The following is an 18,710-nucleotide window of genomic DNA, read 5'->3' on the forward strand; positions in this document are numbered from 1 at the left end:
CAGATGGAGGACCCGATGGCGTTGGCTTTGGGGGTGGATACGGGCGGAACCTATACGGATGCGGTGCTGATCCGGGATGAGCGCGAGGTGATCGCGTCGGCCAAATCGCTGACCACGCGGGCGGATCTGGCGATTGGGGTGGGCCGCGCGGTTTCTGCTGTGCTGCAGACAGCTGATGTGTCTCCGGATCAGATTGGGATGGCATCGTTGTCGACAACGCTGGCCACCAATGCGTTGGTCGAAGGCCAGGGCGGGCGCGTGGCGTTGATCTATGTCGGGTTTCGGGAAAGCGACCTTGAGAAACACGGTCTAAGAGAGGCGTTGAAGGGCGATCCGGCTTTGGTTCTGGCCGGGGGGCACAACCACGCCGGGGGTCAGGTCGCCGAATTGGATGTTGCAGGGCTAGAGGCCTTTTTAGACTCACATTCAGGCATTTCCGGCTATGCGGTTGCGGCACAGTTCGCGACCAGGAATCCGGCGCATGAACTGGAAGTGGCGCGCGTGATTTCCGAGCGTACGGGAGTGCCGGTCACCTGCTCTCATCACCTGTCGGCCAAGCTGAATGGGCCAAAGCGTGCGGTGACCGCCGTGCTGAATGCACGATTGATCGGGATGATCGACCGCTTGATCGGGCGCGCGCAGGATCAGTTGCGCGCGCAGGGCATCACCGCCCCAATGATGGTTGTGCGCGGGGATGGCGCTTTGATGAGCGCCGAGCAGGCGCGGGAGCGTCCGATTGAAACGATCCTAAGTGGCCCTGCGGCCTCTATCGTTGGCGCGCGCTGGTTGACCGAAGCTGAGAACGCGCTGGTGTCCGATATCGGCGGGACTACGACCGACGTCGCGCTGATCCGGGATGGCAAACCGGCCATCGACCCTGCAGGCGCGCAGGTTGGCGGTTTCCGGACCATGGTCGAAGCGGTTGCGATGCGGACGCATGGTCTGGGTGGTGACAGTCAGGTGCATGTTGTGACCGAAGGCCTGGGCGGCGGTGTCTTCCTTGGCCCGCGTCGGGTGCTGCCGGTCTCTCTGATCGCAGCTGAGGCCCCGGATGTGGTGCATGCGGCATTGGATGAGCAATTGCGGGCGACGACCGTCGGTGAACATGACACAAGGTTTGCCCGCCGCGTGCCGGGTGTCCCCGCCGATGGGGTTGGGCCGCGTGAATCCGTGTTGCTGGACCGGTTGGAAGATCGCGTTGTGCCTCTCAGCGGGCTGCTGCAAACCCGGATGGAGCATGGGGCGCTGGGTCGGTTGGTCGATCGCGGGATCGTGCAGGTCTCGGGCGTTACACCTTCGGATGCCAGCCATGTTCTAGGGCGGCTTGAGGATTGGGATCGCGCTGCAGCGCATAAGGCGTTGGAATTGGTCGCGCGTAAGCGGGTTGGGTCCGGGGAGCGGCTGGCGCGAACGCCTGAGGCGCTGGCTCAGCTCATTGTGGATCAGCTGACGGAGCAAACCGCATTGACCTTGTTAGAGACTGCTTTTGCCGAGGAACGCGATGGGTTTGACCTGCCTGCTCGTGATCTGGCACGGCATGTGCTGACGCAGCGCGGGCTGGCAAAGCATCGTGGGCTGTTGGCACTGGATGCTGCGCTGAATGTGGATGTGGTGGGCCTTGGGGCCTCGGCCCCCAGCTATTATCCCGCAGTCGGAGAGCAACTGCATTGCAAGATGATCCTGCCAGAGCATGCCGGTGTTGCGAATGCCATCGGCGCGGTTGTCGGGCGGTTGACCTTGCGGCGGACCGGTTCGGTTACGTCTCCGGCCGAGGGCCGCTATCGGGTGCATCTGGAAGAGGGGCCGCAGGATTTTTCGGACTCGAATTCCGCTCTGCAACTGCTCGAAGATGTGCTGCGCAATGAGGCTGAAGGTGCGGTGCGCGAAGCGGGTGCCGAAGATATACGCGTGACAGTCGACCGCGATATCCGCACCGCCAAGATTGAGGCGCAAGAGGTATTCGTCGAAGCGTTGATCACGGTTGAGGCGAGCGGACGGCCTCGGGTAGCGGTCGGATAGCCCCGCAAGGGGCTATACCGCGCATATCATTCTGCTGCACTGGAGCGTTTTGGCAGCACCCAGTCCGGGCGCGGGAAATGGCAGGTGTATCCGTTGGGGATGCGCTCTAGGTAATCTTGATGCTCGGGCTCGGCTTCCCAGAAATCGCCGACGGGTTCGACTTCGGTCACCACATTGCCGGGCCAAATGCCGCTGGTGTTGACATCGGCAATTGTATCTTCGGCCACTTGTTTCTGGGCATCGTCCACATAGTAGATCGCCGAGCGATAACTCATTCCGCGGTCATTGCCCTGACGATTCAGGGTAGTCGGGTCGTGGATCTGGAAAAAGAACTCTAGCAGATCGCGATAGGTGATCTGGGTCGGGTCGAACCAGATTTCGATCCCTTCAGCATGGGTGCCGTGGTTGCGATAAGTTGCGTTTGGCACATCGCCGCCGGTGTACCCGACGCGGGTGCGCGAGACGCCGGGCAGTTTGCGGATCAGGTCCTGCATGCCCCAAAAGCAGCCTCCGGCCAGAACGGCGCGTTCATCGGTCATCAGATATCCTCCACATGGATCAGAAATTCGCCATACCCTTCGGCCTCCATCTCGTCGCGATGAATGAACCGCAGCGAGGCGGAATTGATGCAATAGCGTAGCCCGCCATGTTCGCGGGGGCCATCGGGAAACACGTGGCCCAGGTGGCTGTCGCCGTGTTTCGAGCGGACCTCGGTCCGGATCATGCCATGAGTGGTGTCGCGAAACTCTTCGACATGTTCATGTATGATTGGCTTGGTGAAACTGGGCCAGCCGCAGCCGGATTCGTATTTGTGGGTCGAGGCGAACAACGGCTCGCCCGAGACGATATCCACGTAGATGCCCGGTTCCTTGTTGTTCAACAGCTTGCCAGTGCCCGGGCGTTCGGTGCCGCTGCGCTGGGTGACGTGAAATTCTTCAGGTGAGAGGGCCGCAATGACCTCGGGGTCTTTGGTATAACGGGACATGGATCCTCCGGTGTTTGAATGATGATGTCCTATTTGGGCATAGATGCGCTGGAATCAAAACCATATTACAGCGCGCTCGCGGGTCTGTGCAGTTGATCCAAACGAATGCACAGCGCGTATGATTTATAACAGGAGGTGAAGTGATGTTCCGTATGGCTCTGTTGACTGCTCTGATCTTGTTGGGCAAAGCCCTTCAGGCGGCACCACTGACGGGCGAATTTTCATCAATCGATGGTGGGACAATATCACTGGAAGACTGGCGCGGACAGCCCGTGCTTGTGGTCAACACGGCGTCGCTTTGCGGCTTTACCGGACAATACGCAGCGTTGCAGGAGCTGCACGAAACATATGAAGAACGCGGGCTGGTGGTACTGGCGGTCCCGTCGAATTCGTTCAAACAAGAGCTGGCGTCGTCGAAAGAGGTCAAGAATTTTTGCGAACTAAATTATGACCTTACGCTTCCGATGACGGATATCACTCCAGTGAAAGGTTCGGATGCCCATCCGTTTTACCGAGCTGTTGCTGCGCAGACTGGCTTTGTCCCGAAATGGAACTTTAACAAAGTGCTTATTGGCCCCGAGGGTGAGGTCGTTGCCACCTATGGGTCAAGAACCAAGCCAAATGCGCCTAAATTGATAGATCAGGTCGAGGCGTTACTGCGCTGACCGGGTTCGCGCGACAGCTGTACAGCAAGAATTCCCAGCGTTGTGATCAGAACCCCCACCGCATCCAATGGGCCCAGCTTCTCACCCAGTAAAATGGCGGCGATGGTCACGCCGAATACCGGGTTGAGGAAATGGAACGTTGCTGCACGGATCGGGCCGATGCGATCCAGTAGCAGGAACCAGATGAAAGTTGCCAGAAGGCCCGGGAATAACGTGGTGTAGGTGAAAGCCAGCACAAAAGGCAGTGTGGCGTGGATATGAATAGACTCGAACACCGGGGCGGCGAGAAACAGCACCGCCGATCCGATAAGCATCTGCAGCCCAACCACCATCATGAAGTTACCACCCGAAGTCGCCCCCCGAACAGCCAAGGTGGCAAAGGTCAGCGCAAGCGCTCCGATTCCGCAGAGCAGAACCCCGAACAGATCGACACCAGCGTTAATCCGGCTACCCATGATTAGCGCGACACCGACAAAACCTGCCAGCAAGCCGGCGATGCCCAGCGGGCGTATCCGCTCACCCAATAGCAGCCAGCCGGCAAGGGCTACCAGCAGGGGCATAGTCGAGGCGATGATCGCCGCGACCGAAGCCTCGACTGTCTGCATCGCATAGAAGTTTAGACCCAAATAAAGGGCATTTTGGCAGATTCCGAACATAATAGTGGCGCGCCATTGGTTGCGAGTCAGGCGCCAGCTTTGCCCCATGGCGCGTGCGATCGCCACGCCCATTAGTCCCGAAATCAGAAATCGCAGCGCCAACGAGAACAAAGGCGAGGCATCGGCAACGATGATCCGCGCCGAGCTGAAGGCCGAAGACCAGATGAGGGCGAAAACAAGCCCCATGGCGATGGCGCGCAGGTCCATTACGGCCTCCTGATGAAATTCGGGCGACTGTTCCTGATTTTAACATGAGCTGCAAGGACCCATTGCGTCGAATAGCGGGGTCGCCCGATAGTTGGCATCAATGAGCTTGCGCGCAATGAGAATGAGCAGAGCTTTTTGTAGAAAAGCGCTGCTCATCATTATGATTCAGCTTGTCGCTTGATTCAGGCGAAAAAGCTAAGATCGTCCATCGAGAACCAACCCGCGTTCTCGACATGGTCATTGGTAATTTCACCTCCCGATGCAACGAACTCGACGTGATCAATATCGCGCCAGTCAAACTCGTGTGTGACGTGATCGAATGTCAGATCGACCTCTGCGGAGTGCACCAGCTCATCGCCATTATAGGCATTGATTGTGACTTGGTTTGCCCAGTTCGATTCAGGAATATACGTGGTGTCCGATCTGGAAGCATTGGCCAAGGAAACGCTGTTGAAGTTGAATTCTTCGCCATCGCTTTTCGAGAAGCCAACCGTTGCCCCCCAGGAATTGAATGCCTCCAGGTCTGGGTCGGGGTTTGAGCCACCGTATTCGTATGGGGTTAGAATGCCATCAGTGTTGCTCTGCCCTTTGCTAACACTTGCAATAAATACACCATTCAGCACCTGATCATTGTCTTTGATGCGGGTTCCGTCATTGAAATCCAGCACGAACTCTTCAAGCGGGTCAGGCGGGGTCAGTTCCGGGAAGTATTGGAACAAGGATTCAGGGATGTCCTCGACCTTTTCATACAAAGAAATCTCTTTCCCGGCTGCGTCTGGATAGCTGGTGACTTTCAATGCCCAAGAAGCACTGTCGTCCCCGTCCAGTTGCAGCACGTCAGAACGTTTTCCATCCGCATAAAGTGTAACGGTTACGTCCCCATTATCTTTCTCCAGCCGACGTTCCGAGATTTGTCCGTCCTGATAGGCGGTCGTGATCGAATCCCAGGATTTCGCATCCAGCTCATCAGTCTGGCTGATGCTGACGCGCTGGCCATTTGACCAGATCTCATGTTTCACGACTCCATTGTCATATGTCGTTGTCTTTTCAGATTTCTTTCCACTGCGATCAAATGAGGTGCTGATGGTTTCCCACGACTTTGTGTCGCTTCCGTCTGTCTGCGTTACGTTGCTACGCTGTCCGTCTGTCCACGTTTCCTGTTTGACAATTCCATTGTCATAGGTGGTCGTCCGTCCGGTTGTCTCTCCGTTGACATCGAAGAACGTGTCGATCCGATCCCAGGATTTGGTTTGTAGAAAGTCCTAAACAGTACTGAAATGACCGGGCGCGAAGGCTTCAACCGTCCGGGCACCATTATCGTTTGTTATCGTGCGGCCTATGATATTGCCCGACGTATCATAGCGTAGAACGATCTGGTTCCAGGGTTTTGCACCGTCTCCGAAAAACCCATCTTGGATGAGAATCTCATTCGGAACACCATTTTGAAAGGTCTCGGTCACGCGGATACTGTCTGGATAAACCGTTCCGCGTTCGGTCATTATGCCATTGGCGTCATAGTCAATGAACCGATTATCAAAGCCCAATGCCTCTTCTGTTCCGACATAAAATTCCTGACGCAAAACGCCGTCTTCGTAAGTCCCGAAGACCTCGTATCCGGCATCAAAAGTCGTCCGCGTTGCAACGACAACATCGTCTTCAATCGTGTATTGAATGTTCGCCTAGTCGAATTGATTTTCTGTATCAAATTCAGTGATTTGATATCGTGCCATAAATCGAGATTCCTCAATAATACTTCCCATTAAGCGAGTGGATGAGGAATATGACACAACTATGGCGATAGCGGCAAAAACTCGATATTAATCAGATTCTTACATAACTTATTCAGACAAAAAAAGGGCCGCCCGGTGGCGACCCCTTCGATCTTGCGATCTGTCTTCGGCGAATTAGCCGTTGACGCTGTCTTTCAGAGCTTTCGCGATGGTCATTTTGACCACTTTGTCGGCTTCTTTCTTGAACTGCTCGCCGGTGGCGGGGTTGCGCACCATGCGCTCGGGGCGCTCGCGGCAGTAGATTTTGCCAACGCCGGGCAGGGTGACGGCACCACCGGCCGAAACTTCGCGAGTGATCAGGCCGGTCATGGCCTCCAGCGCGGCATTTGCGGATTTCTTGTCAGTTCCCATTTCCTCAGCGAGAGCAGCCACCAGCTGAGTCTTTGTCATAGGCTTTGCCATTTCTTGGTCTCCTTAACGTGCCCGATCTATAGGGCCTCACCGCGTAACTGTAACGGGATATTGTGGCTGAACACAACGAATAGTAGCACTAAAAACCCCAAAAATAGGGGAAATTCGTTGCTTTTTTGCTTCAGAGAAAGGCCGTTTCGTCAAACGAACGCAATTTCCGGCTGTGTAACCGTTCTAGCGGCATGCCGCGCAAATGCTCCATCGCCCGGATTCCGATCGCCAAATGACGACTGACCTGAGTGGTATAGAACGCCGAAGCCATGCCGGGAAGCTTTAATTCACCATGCAAGGGCTTATCCGAGACGCACAGCAAGGTGCCGTAAGGAACCCGGAACCGATAACCGTTGGCTGCGATTGTTGCACTTTCCATATCCAGCGCAATCGCACGGGACTGGCTGAGCCGTTGCACCGGGCCGGACTGATCGCGAAGCTCCCAATTGCGGTTATCGACCGAGGCGACTGTACCTGTTCGCATGATACGTTTCAGCTCGTAGCCTTCCAACTCGGTTACCTCGGCCACAGCCTGTTCCAGCGCGACCTGGACTTCGGCCAGCGGTGGGATCGGCACCCAGACGGGCAGGTCGTCGTCTAGCACTTTGTCCTCGCGCAGGTAGGCATGTGCCAGTACGAAATCCCCAAGCGCCTGCGTGTTGCGCAGACCGGCGCAGTGGCCGACCATCAACCAGGCGTGCGGGCGCAGAACCGCAATGTGGTCGGTGGCCGTTTTGGCGTTCGATGGCCCGACGCCGATATTGACCAGCGTGATCCCAGACCCATCCGCGCGTTTCAGGTGGTAGGTTGGCATTTGCGGCAGTTTAAGGGGCTGTTCCAGTACGGCTTCGGCGTCCGTGATCTCAACATTCCCGGTCGAGACAAAGCTGGTATAGCCGCTGTCGGGATCAGCGAGTTGCGCCCGTGCGTAGCTCTCAAATTCCGAGACATAGAACTGATAGTTGGTGAACAGCACGTGGTTTTGGAAATGACCGGGGTCAGTCGCGGTGTAATGCGAAAGCCTTGCCAACGAATAGTCCACCCGCTGGGCCGTGAACAGCGCAAGGGGCCCGGCTTCGTTTTCCAGCTCGTGCACGCCATTCACGATATCGTCGTTTGTTGTATTCAGGTCCGGTACATCAAACGCATCGCGCAGAGTGAAACCAGCTGCACCCTGATGCGGGACAACCAGATCCGGGTTATTGGCGACAGCGAAATGGACCGGGATCGGCGTTTCCGAGGCTCCGATTGTGACCGGCTGATCGTGGTTCTTGATCAATAGTGCGATTTGCTGGGTAAGGTAGGACCGGAACAGATCGGGGCGCGTCACTGTCGTGGCATGAGTACCTGGTTCGGACACGTGACCGAAGCTCAGCCGACTGTCGACCTGCGCGTAAGACGAGGTCCTGATCCGGATTTCGGGGTAGAACGCCCGAAACCTCTCGGTAGGAGCGCCGTTCTTAAGTGCATTTGCAAACCTATCGCACAGGAATTTTGTCGCCTGTTCATAGAGCTCTTCTAAACGTGCGACAGCTGCAAGCGGATCGCTAAATTTCTCGGGGTTGGGAACGTCAGGTGTTCGGATAGTAGTCATGCAAGGGGTTCCAGAAGGTCGATCTTTTCGAATGTACGTACGTCCACCAGCCCAAGGTCTGAGATCCGCAGTTCAGGAATCACAACCAGGGCCAGCAGAGAATGCTGCATATATGCGTTGTTAAGCTGACAGCCGCAGGTCTTCATCGCCTCGACCATTTGTTCTGCTTTGGCGGCAACCTCAGTCGCTGGGTTGTCGGACATCAGGCCTGCGATCGGCAGTTCCACCAAGGCCAGTTCCTCGCCATCGCGAAAGATTGTGATGCCTCCGCCCACTTCGGCCAGCCTGTTTGCGGCCAGCGCCATCTGTTCACGGTCGGTACCGACAACAATCATATGGTGGCTGTCATGCGCAACGGTCGAGGCCATGGCCATTTTGCCTTGATACCCAAAGCCCGAGACAAAGGCGTTGGTCACACCCCCCGTGGCGCGATGCCGTTCGACCAATGCGATCTGGCACACATCGCCTTCGCCTTCAACAAGCCCTTCGATAATCGGTAGCTCGGATTTCAACGCTTGCGTTGGAGCTTGGTTTTCAACCACCCCGATCACGTTGGCCGTGACACGGTTCGCTCCGGCAGGGGCTGCGATTTCAAAGTCTGTCGAGGTCAGCGCATGCCCTAGGTGTACGGTATTTCGCGCCTTAGCGGGCCAGTTCAGATGCGGGCATTCGACCGTTACCGTCCCGTTTTCAGCCACAATCTGACCGCGCGCGACCACGGTTTCGATCGGAAGCTCTACCAGATCAGAACTCAGGATAATGTCAGCGCGCCGCCCGGGTGTGATCGAGCCGATCTCGCGTTCCAAACCAAAATGGGTCGCCGTGTTGATCGTTGCCATTTGCAGCGCAACCAGAGGATCGCAACCACAGGCAATCGCATGTCGCACTACGCGGTTCATGTGTCCGTCATTTACCAGCGTTCCCGAATGGCAGTCGTCGGTGCACAAGATGAAGTTGCGCGGGTCCAGCCCTTTTTCAGTCACCGCAGTAATCTGGCTTTCGACATCATACCAAGCCGACCCCAACCGCATCATTGACCGCATTCCCTGACGGATACGTACGATGGCGTCGGCCTCGCAGGTGCCTTCATGATCATCGGCAGGGCCACCAGCGACGTAAGCGGCAAATTCCGGCCCTAAATCAGGCGAAGCATAGTGCCCGCCAACTGTTTTACCGGCGCGCTGTGTGGCCGCGATCTCTGCCAACATCTTCGGATCGCCATGAATGACACCGGGAAAGTTCATCATCTCGCCCAGCCCGATGATACCGGGCCAAGACATCGCCTCGGCCACATCCTCGGCGGTGATCTCATACCCTGTGGTCTCAAGCCCCGGTGCTGAGGGTGCACAGGACGGCATCTGGGTGAAGATGTTCACCGGCTGCATTAGTGCTTCGTCATGCATCAGGCGCACGCCTTCCAACCCCATCACGTTTGCGATCTCATGCGGGTCGGTGAACATCGAAGTTGTGCCATGCGGAATGACTGCGCGGGCAAATTCTGCCGGGGTCAACATGCCCGATTCGATATGCATATGCGCATCGCATAACCCCGGCACCAAATAGCGACCGTGCGCCTCGATGATCTGAGTCTCAGGACCGATACAATGCGCGGCGTCCGGCCCCACAAAAGCAACGCGCCCCGCAGCGATCGCCAAGTCATGGTCAGGCAGGGTTTCGCGGCTATGCACATTGACCCAGACGCCGCCACGGATCACCAAATCGGCAGCCTCGCGGCCAGAAGCAACAGCGATGAGACGAGGGGCGGTATCGGGCCAACTTGGGAAGGGAGTGTATTCCATGGCCCAACTTTCCCGAATGCGGCGCAAGGTGCAACCCCCACTATTAAGGTATCATGGAATCATCACAAAACCTGCCATCCGCAGCACGTCAGCGCTGCCACACCCAACCAGAGCAGAGGCCCGAAGGGCATTGACGATGGGTGGGAGCGACCCGCAGTTAGTTTTGACGATCGGCTTCGATCTCGGCACGCAGCCAATCGACAAAAGCCAACGCGCCGGGCGTTTCCTCGGCTTGGGGCGATAGCAATAGATAATAGGCCTCAGGCATTCCGGCGCGATGGTTGAACGGCGCGATCAGGCGGCCTTCTTCAATCAACCGTTTTGCGATCATGTCGTGGGCTAAACACAAGCCTCCTCCGGCCATCGCAACCGACAGGCTGACCAGATAGGTCGTCGAATAGGTTACCTTAGGTTTCCCCCAAGTTAGGCCCTGATCTGTGATCCAGCTCTCCCAATTCGACAACAAATTTGAACAGTCGAACAGGGGCTGTTCCTGCAGAGTTTCCAGCGTCACCGGGAAGTCGGGGGCACAGACAGGATAGTAGTGATCTGTCCGTAGCAATTCCGTTCGCACCGTATCGGCCGGGCGCAGCGAATAGCGGATTTCCACCGCCGCGCCTTCGGCCATTTCGCGCGGCTCCCAGAGCTCAGTGAAGATATTCAGATGTACATCCGGATGCAGTTCCCGAAACCGGGGTAGGCGCGGAGCCAGCCAGTTGACGGCAAATGTGATATTGCTCTGGACCTGAACTGCGTTTTGTTGTGCGCCCGTGACGGCTTGTGTCCCCCTTACCAGAGTTCGAAAGGCTTCACGCACGACCGGCAGATAGGTGATACCAGCTTCGGTCAGCTCCAATGCACGCGGACGACGTAGGAATAAGGGCTGACCCAAATAGCCTTCTAGTGATTTGATTTGCTGGCTGACTGCGCTTTGCGTCATGTTCAAATCCCGCGCCGCCCCCGTGAATGACAAATGACGGGCCGCCGCTTCAAATGTGCGTAGCCAGCCGAGCGGAGGAAGTGATTTCTGCATGCTTATAACTCTGCCAGTAGTTTTACTAATGAACTAGGCTTGTTTTTTTCGTTGGTCAAACGTTTGCGGCGAAGGCACGATTTCCAGAAATCGAATACCTCGCGAAGGAGCCCGGCATGAGCGTTACAAACCTGCGTCCCAACATCGATCATTGGTCCGAACGCGTGGACATGGCCGCCGCATTCCGCTGGACCGAACGGTTGAACATGCATGAAGGGGTGGCGAACCATTTCAGCCTCGCGGTGAATGAAGACGGCACGCAGTTCCTGATGAATGCCAACCAGATGCATTTTGCGCGTATCAAGGCGTCAAATCTGCTGCTGCTTGATGCCAATGACAAAGATGTCATGGATCAGCCTGGCGCACCGGACCCAACGGCTTGGGGGCTGCACGGATCGATCCACCGCCATTGCCCACATGCGCGCTGCGTGATGCACGTGCATTCGATTTTTGCGACGGTTCTTGCCTCGCTGGCAGACAGCACCTTACCGCCGATCGATCAGAACACCGCAACTTTCTTCAATCGCTACGTAATCGATGAAGAGTTCGGAGGTCTGGCTTTTGAAAGCGAAGGCGAGCGCTGTGCCGCGATGCTGTCGGACCCGAAAAAGAAAGTCATGATCATGGGCAACCACGGGGTTTTGGTGATCGGCGACAGTCCGGCAGATGCCTTTAACCGACTCTATTATTTTGAACGCGCCGCAGAAACGTACATTCGCGCTCTTCAAACCGGGCAACCTTTGCGCGTTCTGTCCGATGAGATTGCTGAGAAAACCGCGCAAGAGCTTGATGAATATCCCGGTCAGGCCGAAGCACATTTACGCGAAATCAAATCTGTTCTGGATTCCGAAGGCTCGGACTACGCAACCTGAAGCGCACTGTTAGGAGTTTCAGCCATGACCGATATGCATGATGCAGAAGCCGCCCGATGGAATTACCGCCCCGAAGGGCCCGTCGGATTGAACCCTTTGTTCAACTGGCCGCCGCGTCCTGCGGCTATCCTGAACTGGTACAAAGGGGCTTGGCTTCCCGTTACGTCGCTGACGCTTTGCATGGTGATGGCTTTTGCCGCCTATTTCGTGTTTTTACCTCCATTAGAGACCATGCAGAGTTTCGCGCCCGGCTGGATGTTCCGTATCTGGCTGCTGAACATGGTGCCTCAGATCATGATAGCAGGAGGTCTGCATTGGTGGCTTTACATGCGCAAAGGGCAGGGCATGTACAAGAAATTCGACCGGCGTGATCTGACACGTGACAATGGGTCGTTTACCTTTCGAAATCAGGTTTTGGATAACATCTGGTGGACGCTGGGAAGTGCGATGACTGTGGCGACGGTCTATCAGTGGCTGATCTACTGGGCGATGGCGAATGGCTATGCGCCAGTGATAACCTGGGCCACGGCCCCCGTTTGGTTCGTGATCTGGATGCTTTTCATCCCGATGTGGTCAGGGCTTCATTTCTACTGGGTGCACCGATTGGAACATCACCCGAAACTCTACAAGCACGTTCATGCTGTGCACCATCGCAACGTCAATATCGGACCATGGTCAGGAATATCGAACCACTGGTATGAAAACCTTCTCTATTTCACCACCTACTTCATCCATCTGATTGTACCCTCGCATCCGCTGCATCTGCTGTTTCACGCCTACTTCCAGCAGATCAGCCCGGTACTGTCTCACTCGGGTTTCGAAAAGCTGAAGGCTGGTGAAACGGATGCCGCGCGGGCAGGGGACTTCTTCCACCAGCTTCATCACCGGTATTTCGAGTGTAACTACGGCACGTCCGAGATTCCGTTCGACAAGTGGTTCGGCACTTATCACGATGGTTCAGCCGAGGCGACAACGCGGACACGGGCTTTCAAGAAGCAGATGTATACTTAGATCACGAGGGCGTTCTGCCCCGCCGAGTTCTGCATAGGTCCGTATATGACCTACGCAGAGCTTCGGTTAGGTTTTCTCAAACAACGCGATCAAAGCGACGTCATCTTTGTTGGGGCCAGCAGCAAGATCGCCGTAAATCCGGACCTGCGTTAAAGATAAGTCTCTGATCTGATCCGCCTCGAGGCGGCGGAAGGTATCGGCGAATCCGAGCGCCTCAAAGTGTTTTGCGTTGATCGACAGGGCGAACTGCGCACCGTGGCGTGCGACGCGCAAGAGCGCTGGCAAAACTTCTGGCCCAAGATGGCCATGGGTGAACGTTCCGGACGAGACGACACCGGCATAGCTGCCGCGCGGAACCGGCAGGCCCTGATTGAGATCGGCTTCGATCGCGTCGCGATAGATATCCTTGCGCATCGCCTCGTCCAGCATTTCGGCGCTGATATCGGTGGCGTCGATCGGACCCACGCCCAACCCGGCCAGAATAGCTCCGCATAACCCCGTGCCCGCGCCTACATCCAATACCGGGCCTTGTCCGCCTGCACCCACAAAAGCGCGCGCCGTGTGGATGTGGAGTTGATAGTCCTCAAGCGCTGCGAAACTGTCGTCATATTCCCCTGCCCATTCCGCATAAAGGCGCTTGTTCTCCTCGGGCGATTTCAGGGAGTAGGCTGCGTGCAAGTCAGGTGTCTTTTTGGTCATTTCTCAATGAATGCGCATCAGAGGATTCGAATCAAGTGCGTCCATCCGGCGCTTGCATCCACGTGCTGGGCAGATCATCAAAGGGACCATGACACAGACACTATTCTCCTTCGGCCACGGCTATTCTGCCCGAGCGATATCGAGGCAACTGGATCCAACCACATGGCGGGTCATCGGAACCACGCGTGATTCCCAGCAACTTGAGACAATCCGCGACTCGGGCGCCGAGCCTTGGGTCTGGCCGGGGGATCGGCCTGATCTGGATGGGGTGACGCATCTGCTTGTCTCTACAGCACCCACAGCCGATGGTGATCCGGTGCTGGCGGAATTGAAGGATGAGATCGCCGCGCGGATCGGACAGTTCAAATGGGTCGGCTACCTGTCGACCACAGCCGTTTACGGGGATCACCAGGGAGGCTGGGTGGATGAGACGACGCCCGCCACACCGACGGCTGAACGTGGCCGTTGGCGCGTGCGTGCGGAGGAGCAATGGGGCGGCATTCCGGGCCTGCCCTTGCATATCTTCCGACTGGCAGGGATTTACGGGCCGGGTCGAGGACCGTTTTCGAAGCTCAGGCGCGGAGGGTTGCGGCGGATCATCAAGCCAGGCCAGGTGTTTTCGCGCATTCATGTTGACGACATCGCACAGGTTTTGATCGCGTCGATGGCCAAACCCAATCCGGGTGCGATCTATAATGTCTGTGATGATGAACCGGTGCCACCGCAGGACGTGATCGGCTATGCGGCCGAGTTGCAAGGTCTGACGATGCCACCTGCGGTTCCGTTTGATGAGGCTGATCTGACTCCGATGGCACGCAGTTTCTATAATGAGAACAAGCGCGTTCGGAATGACAGGATCAAGGATGAACTGGGCGTCTCATTGCTCTATCCGAACTACCGTGTAGGGTTGGAAGCACTGATGCAGCATCAGAAGGATGCCACTTGATCACCGCGCCTTGCCAAGAAACCGGCACGGATTGTATGGGATTTCGATGAAAGACCGCTCTGTCCCGCTGAACATTACCGTTTCGACCCTGACCCGGCAGCGGCCCGAGATGCTGGCCGCTTTGATTCGAAGCTGGGGAGAGATGAAGCTGCCGCCCGACTGCTCGGTGCGATGTTTGGTAGTGGAAAACGACAGCGTAGCGCTCAGCGAAGGTACCGTGCAGGCAGTAGGGGAGAAGCTGCCTAATGGAGCAAGTCTGAACTATGTCCTTGAGACCGAACTCGGCATCCCGTTCGGACGCAACCGAGCCGCACGCGAAGCGTTGGAGAATGGCTCGGATCTGCTCTGTTTTGTCGATGATGACGAGGTGGTGGCGGTCGATTGGCTTGAACGGTTGGTCGCCGGGTATCGCAACAGCTCTGCCGTGCTAATGGGCGCTCCGCTTCGTGCGGCGGGGCCATCGGGGCAGGAGACCGCGATTCAGCGGCTGATGTTGCGCAATATCAGCAATCGTTACCTCGACAAGGAAAACGCGGCTGCAAAGAAAGCCACGTTGAACAGTACCGGTGGCGTGACCATCGTGACAAACAACTGGCTGGGCGAGACACGCCTGTTCAGCGAAACCGGCCTTTGGTTCGATGAAACCATGCGGATGACCGGCGGGACGGATGCAAAGTTCTATGCCGAGACCGTTGCTGCAGGCTTACCGGTCGGCTGGGTGCCCGACGCTTTTGTGTACGAGACCATTCCTCCCGAAAGGTTGTCATTCTGGTATCAGACCGCCCGGGGAAGGGACCAGTCCAACACCCATATGCGCCGTAAGCTTGATCAGAAGCCAACAAAGGCGATCTTGGGGTTTTTGAGCACCCCCTTCCGCTTGTTGGCGCTGTTAGGGGCAATCCTTCTGTTTCCGTTCCAACCAGATCGGCGATTGATCCAGATCGCCCGAACGGTTGGGTGGCTTGTCGGGGTATTGGGAATTCCCTTCGGCTATAAATCGGCCCTTTATAAGAAGGTCAGTGGCCACTGAATCTGGGCCGGTCAATCCGTTTTGCGTTAGACTCAGTTCAGTCGTTTCATGCGCGGCCATCATCGTAAGCTTATTTGCGTCTACTCTCTCTCGTGCCCGACTTGCGAGGCATGGTTAAGCTTGGCGGTGCAATCGCAATCACGCGCTTCAGGGTCAGGCTGCGCGCAGATGTTCAAGTGATAGCCCTGGATTATCAATATCATCAAAAAACAAAACTTATATGAATGGCTTGGATTTGCTAAATCTACATCCAAACAGAAAGAACGAGTCGTTAATGCTATTTCCTACAATGAAGGCAGGGCCGATCTGCGCGATCCCGCGTAATGCCCATTCCAAGGACGAGCGCAAAAACACTCAAGACCCCTGTTTCTCGTTTCAAAGTTAACCGCGCGACGCACACATCTAGCCAGGACTGGAGATCGATATGGACGGAAGTGATACCCCCAACATGGGCAAATGCCCGGTAATGCATGGCGCCGAGGCCCGGTCCAACCGGGATTGGTGGCCGAACCAACTGAACCTGTCGATTCTGCATCAGCATAGCCCTGCATCGAACCCGATGGGCGAGACATTCGACTATGCCGAAGAGTTCAAGAAGCTCGACCTGAAGGCACTGAAGGAAGACCTGTATGCGCTGATGACAGATTCGCAAGATTGGTGGCCCGCAGATTATGGTCACTATGGCGGTTTGTTCATTCGTATGGCCTGGCACGCAGCGGGCACCTACCGCACGGCAGATGGCCGCGGTGGCGCATCGACCGGCAATCAGCGGTTCGCTCCGCTGAACAGCTGGCCGGACAATGGCAACCTGGACAAGGCGCGCCGTCTGCTTTGGCCGATCAAGCAGAAGTACGGCAACCAGATCTCGTGGGCTGACCTTTACATATTGGCGGGCAACTGCGCGATCGAATCCATGGGCGGTACAACATTTGGATTCTCCGGTGGTCGTGAAGACATCTGGGCACCCGAAGAAGACATTTATTGGGGTGCCGAGACCGAATGGCTGGCCCCAACTGAGAACCCGCACAGCCGCTATTCGGGCGAACGTGATCTGGAAAACCCGTTGGCCGCTGTTCAGATGGGTCTGATCTATGTGAATCCCGAAGGTCCAGATGGTCAGCCAGATGCCTTGGCTTCAGGTCGCGATATTCGCGACACCTTTGGCCGAATGGCGATGAATGACGAAGAAACCGTTGCTTTGGTTGCGGGTGGCCACACCTTTGGTAAGGCCCACGGCGCCGGTGATCCCGGTCTTGTCGGTCCCGAACCCGAGGCCGCCCCGATGGAGGCGATGGGCTTTGGCTGGATCAACGATTTTGGCAGCGGCAAGGGTGATGATACCACCACCAGCGGCATCGAGGGTGCCTGGACCGCAAACCCGACCAAGTGGGACAACGGTTACTTCGACCTGCTGTTTGGCTACGACTGGAACCTGACCAAGAGCCCAGCGGGCGCGTGGATCTGGGAACCTGTTGGGGTCAAGGAAGAGGACATGGCCCCGGCAGCGGGTGATCCATCGAAAAAGGTCAAGACTATGATGACCACCGCCGACATGGCGATGCGCATGGATCCGATCTATGGCCCGATCTCGAAGCGCTTCCACGAAAACCCGGACGAATTTGCCGATGCCTTTGCCCGCGCGTGGTTCAAACTGACCCACCGCGACATGGGTCCGCGTGCGCGTTATCTTGGAGCCGAGGCTCCCAGCGAAGAGCTTATTTGGCAAGACAACGTCCCGGCCGTGGATCACGCGCTTATTGACGACGCTGATGTAGCCGATCTGAAAGCCAAGATACTCGCGACGGGATTGTCTGTCTCAGATCTGGTGTCGACCGCTTGGGCTTCGGCCTCGACCTTCAGGGGATCGGATATGCGTGGCGGTGCCAACGGTGCGCGCGTTCGTCTGGCCCCGCAGAAGGATTGGGAGGTCAACGAACCGTTGAAACTGTCCAAGGCGCTGGATGCGCTGGAAGGCGTTCAGAAAGCGTTCAATGACGCACAGTCTGGTGGCAAGAAGGTCTCATTGGCAGATGTCATTGTCTTGGGTGGTGGTGCTGCCATCGAACAGGCAGCCAAGGCTGCAGGTCATGACGTTGATGTTCCCTTTAGCCCCGGCCGCACCGATGCTTCGCAAGAGCAGACGGATGTCGAGTCTTTCACGGTGATGGAACCGATGGCGGACGGTTTCCGCAACTACCTGCACAAGGAATACTCGGTTCCGGCCGAGGCCCTGCTGGTGGACAAAGCGCAACTGCTGACGCTGTCGGCACCGGAGATGACCGCGCTTGTAGGTGGGATGCGTGTGCTGGGCACAAACTTTGACGGAACTTCTCATGGTGTGCTGACCGAACGGGTCGGCACGCTCAGCACCGATTTCTTCGTGAACCTGCTGGATATGGGCACCGAATGGAAACCATCCGGTGACGGCGTCTATGAAGGCCGCGACCGCGCAAGTGGTGACGTGAAGTGGACAGGTACCCGCGTGGATTTGGTCTTTGGGTCGAACTCGCAGTTGCGGGCACTGGCCGAGGTCTATGGTCAGGACGACGCAGGCGGCAAATTTGTCTGCGATTTCGTCTCGGCCTGGAACAAGGTGATGAACGCGGATCGTTTTGATCTGAAGTAACCCTATAACCATCGCAGTAAATTGCGCCGCCCGAGGAGAGTCGGGCGGCGTTTTCATGCGCCTGACTCAGGGCGCGTACCAAGCATTGGGTACGATTCTGCCGAGAGACTGTTCTTTCTCTTTCTATAAATCTCTTTTTTGTGAGTTTTCGGGAGGATTTGTTAAGCTAACCTGTTGTTTTTATTAAGGTGAAGAGGAAGGTGGTCGGAAATGTGAAGTTTTTTCAAATTGGGGGTTGCAGGTCCCAGACCTAATCCGTAAATACCCCTTCACCGGCGCTGCTGAGGTGCTGGGACGCGGTGGAAGCTGCGGAGACGCTCGGGAGAGACTGGGGGCATCTGAGGTTTTTGATTGGGCGGTGGCGCTGAGAGATTGG

General features: G+C 56.6%; 17 protein-coding genes. 7 read left to right on the forward strand and 10 right to left on the reverse strand.

The annotated features are described in order from the left end of the window. Positions 1 to 15: 15 nt before the first annotated feature. Positions 16 to 2,019, forward strand: a complete 2,004-nt coding sequence (locus ACR0NM_RS18320) for a hydantoinase/oxoprolinase family protein (RefSeq protein WP_480616040.1) — start codon at positions 16 to 18, stop codon at positions 2,017 to 2,019. A 26-nt stretch (positions 2,020 to 2,045) separates the two neighbouring features. On the opposite strand, the gene msrA is transcribed toward ACR0NM_RS18320, so the two are convergent. Next, positions 2,046 to 2,558 (reverse strand): peptide-methionine (S)-S-oxide reductase MsrA, encoded by a 513-nt coding sequence (msrA, locus tag ACR0NM_RS18325; protein WP_480616042.1) that lies wholly within the window; start codon positions 2,556 to 2,558, stop codon positions 2,046 to 2,048. Beyond that, on the reverse strand, positions 2,558 to 3,004 hold the full coding sequence (msrB, locus tag ACR0NM_RS18330) for a peptide-methionine (R)-S-oxide reductase MsrB (RefSeq protein ID WP_170399151.1): 447 nt from the start codon (positions 3,002 to 3,004) through the stop codon (positions 2,558 to 2,560). Before msrB ends, msrA begins: the two co-directional genes overlap by 1 nt. Positions 3,005 to 3,147: 143 nt before the next feature. Between msrB and ACR0NM_RS18335 the strand changes: the two genes are divergently transcribed. Further along, positions 3,148 to 3,669, forward strand: coding sequence for a glutathione peroxidase (locus tag ACR0NM_RS18335; protein ID WP_480616044.1), 522 nt, complete (start codon positions 3,148 to 3,150; stop codon positions 3,667 to 3,669). On the opposite strand, the gene ACR0NM_RS18340 is transcribed toward ACR0NM_RS18335, so the two are convergent. The 7 genes from ACR0NM_RS18340 to ACR0NM_RS18370 form a co-directional block, all read right to left on the reverse strand. Then, on the reverse strand, positions 3,645 to 4,532 hold the full coding sequence (locus ACR0NM_RS18340; protein WP_480616046.1) for a DMT family transporter: 888 nt from the start codon (positions 4,530 to 4,532) through the stop codon (positions 3,645 to 3,647). The genes ACR0NM_RS18335 and ACR0NM_RS18340 overlap by 25 nt on opposite strands. A gap of 182 nt (positions 4,533 to 4,714) precedes the next feature. Further along, the gene (locus ACR0NM_RS18345) at positions 4,715 to 5,551 is read right to left on the reverse strand and encodes a hypothetical protein (RefSeq protein WP_480616048.1); all 837 of its coding nucleotides are present in this window, start codon (positions 5,549 to 5,551) and stop codon (positions 4,715 to 4,717) included. 243 nt (positions 5,552 to 5,794) lie between these two features. Next, the gene (locus ACR0NM_RS18350) at positions 5,795 to 6,112 is read right to left on the reverse strand and encodes a hypothetical protein (RefSeq protein WP_480616050.1); all 318 of its coding nucleotides are present in this window, start codon (positions 6,110 to 6,112) and stop codon (positions 5,795 to 5,797) included. 324 nt (positions 6,113 to 6,436) lie between these two features. Then, positions 6,437 to 6,724, reverse strand: a complete 288-nt coding sequence (locus tag ACR0NM_RS18355; protein WP_010442901.1) for an HU family DNA-binding protein — start codon at positions 6,722 to 6,724, stop codon at positions 6,437 to 6,439. Positions 6,725 to 6,854: 130 nt separating this feature from the next. Continuing rightward, positions 6,855 to 8,318 (reverse strand): AMP nucleosidase, encoded by a 1,464-nt coding sequence (locus ACR0NM_RS18360; RefSeq protein ID WP_170399140.1) that lies wholly within the window; start codon positions 8,316 to 8,318, stop codon positions 6,855 to 6,857. Continuing rightward, complete coding sequence (gene ade, locus ACR0NM_RS18365; protein ID WP_480616052.1) at positions 8,315 to 10,117, reverse strand: adenine deaminase; 1,803 nt, start codon at positions 10,115 to 10,117, stop codon at positions 8,315 to 8,317. The genes ACR0NM_RS18360 and ade overlap by 4 nt, the downstream gene beginning before the upstream one ends. A gap of 157 nt (positions 10,118 to 10,274) precedes the next feature. Next, a complete protein-coding gene (locus ACR0NM_RS18370) occupies positions 10,275 to 11,150 on the reverse strand; it encodes a LysR substrate-binding domain-containing protein (protein ID WP_480616054.1) in 876 nt (291 codons plus the stop codon). A gap of 116 nt (positions 11,151 to 11,266) precedes the next feature. Here ACR0NM_RS18370 and ACR0NM_RS18375 point away from each other — a divergent pair, with 116 nt between their 5' ends. Both ACR0NM_RS18375 and ACR0NM_RS18380 read left to right on the forward strand, forming a co-directional pair. Further along, positions 11,267 to 12,022 (forward strand): class II aldolase and adducin N-terminal domain-containing protein, encoded by a 756-nt coding sequence (locus ACR0NM_RS18375; protein ID WP_480616056.1) that lies wholly within the window; start codon positions 11,267 to 11,269, stop codon positions 12,020 to 12,022. Between the two features lie 24 nt (positions 12,023 to 12,046). Next, complete coding sequence (locus ACR0NM_RS18380; RefSeq protein WP_480616058.1) at positions 12,047 to 13,033, forward strand: sterol desaturase family protein; 987 nt, start codon at positions 12,047 to 12,049, stop codon at positions 13,031 to 13,033. 66 nt (positions 13,034 to 13,099) lie between these two features. Here ACR0NM_RS18380 and ACR0NM_RS18385 read toward each other — a convergent pair whose 3' ends face one another. Continuing rightward, complete coding sequence (locus ACR0NM_RS18385; protein WP_170408735.1) at positions 13,100 to 13,732, reverse strand: class I SAM-dependent DNA methyltransferase; 633 nt, start codon at positions 13,730 to 13,732, stop codon at positions 13,100 to 13,102. An 88-nt stretch (positions 13,733 to 13,820) separates the two neighbouring features. Here ACR0NM_RS18385 and ACR0NM_RS18390 point away from each other — a divergent pair, with 88 nt between their 5' ends. From ACR0NM_RS18390 to katG, 3 genes are all read left to right on the forward strand, one after another. After that, positions 13,821 to 14,678, forward strand: a complete 858-nt coding sequence (locus ACR0NM_RS18390) for an SDR family oxidoreductase (protein ID WP_480616060.1) — start codon at positions 13,821 to 13,823, stop codon at positions 14,676 to 14,678. A gap of 46 nt (positions 14,679 to 14,724) precedes the next feature. Continuing rightward, entirely contained in the window at positions 14,725 to 15,708 is a 984-nt protein-coding gene (locus ACR0NM_RS18395) for a glycosyltransferase family 2 protein (RefSeq protein ID WP_480616062.1), read from the forward strand. Between the two features lie 424 nt (positions 15,709 to 16,132). Then, positions 16,133 to 18,334, forward strand: coding sequence for a catalase/peroxidase HPI (gene katG, locus ACR0NM_RS18400; protein ID WP_480616064.1), 2,202 nt, complete (start codon positions 16,133 to 16,135; stop codon positions 18,332 to 18,334). The last annotated feature ends 376 nt before the right edge of the window (positions 18,335 to 18,710 follow it).

This window comes from Ruegeria sp. AF2 (assembly GCF_056542025.1).

Coding starts and splice junctions, on each gene's coding strand:
- ACR0NM_RS18395 (WP_480616062.1), top strand. CDS start 14,725: ATGAAAGACCGCTCTGTCCCGCTGAACATTACCGTTTCGACCCTGACC.
- ACR0NM_RS18335 (WP_480616044.1), top strand. CDS start 3,148: ATGTTCCGTATGGCTCTGTTGACTGCTCTGATCTTGTTGGGCAAAGCC.
- ACR0NM_RS18390 (WP_480616060.1), top strand. CDS start 13,821: ATGACACAGACACTATTCTCCTTCGGCCACGGCTATTCTGCCCGAGCG.
- katG (WP_480616064.1), top strand. CDS start 16,133: ATGGACGGAAGTGATACCCCCAACATGGGCAAATGCCCGGTAATGCAT.
- ACR0NM_RS18360 (WP_170399140.1), bottom strand. CDS start 8,318: ATGACTACTATCCGAACACCTGACGTTCCCAACCCCGAGAAATTTAGC.
- ACR0NM_RS18385 (WP_170408735.1), bottom strand. CDS start 13,732: ATGACCAAAAAGACACCTGACTTGCACGCAGCCTACTCCCTGAAATCG.
- ACR0NM_RS18355 (WP_010442901.1), bottom strand. CDS start 6,724: ATGGCAAAGCCTATGACAAAGACTCAGCTGGTGGCTGCTCTCGCTGAG.
- ACR0NM_RS18370 (WP_480616054.1), bottom strand. CDS start 11,150: ATGCAGAAATCACTTCCTCCGCTCGGCTGGCTACGCACATTTGAAGCG.
- ACR0NM_RS18340 (WP_480616046.1), bottom strand. CDS start 4,532: ATGGACCTGCGCGCCATCGCCATGGGGCTTGTTTTCGCCCTCATCTGG.
- ade (WP_480616052.1), bottom strand. CDS start 10,117: ATGGAATACACTCCCTTCCCAAGTTGGCCCGATACCGCCCCTCGTCTC.
- ACR0NM_RS18320 (WP_480616040.1), top strand. CDS start 16: ATGGCGTTGGCTTTGGGGGTGGATACGGGCGGAACCTATACGGATGCG.
- ACR0NM_RS18380 (WP_480616058.1), top strand. CDS start 12,047: ATGACCGATATGCATGATGCAGAAGCCGCCCGATGGAATTACCGCCCC.
- ACR0NM_RS18375 (WP_480616056.1), top strand. CDS start 11,267: ATGAGCGTTACAAACCTGCGTCCCAACATCGATCATTGGTCCGAACGC.
- msrA (WP_480616042.1), bottom strand. CDS start 2,558: ATGACCGATGAACGCGCCGTTCTGGCCGGAGGCTGCTTTTGGGGCATG.
- msrB (WP_170399151.1), bottom strand. CDS start 3,004: ATGTCCCGTTATACCAAAGACCCCGAGGTCATTGCGGCCCTCTCACCT.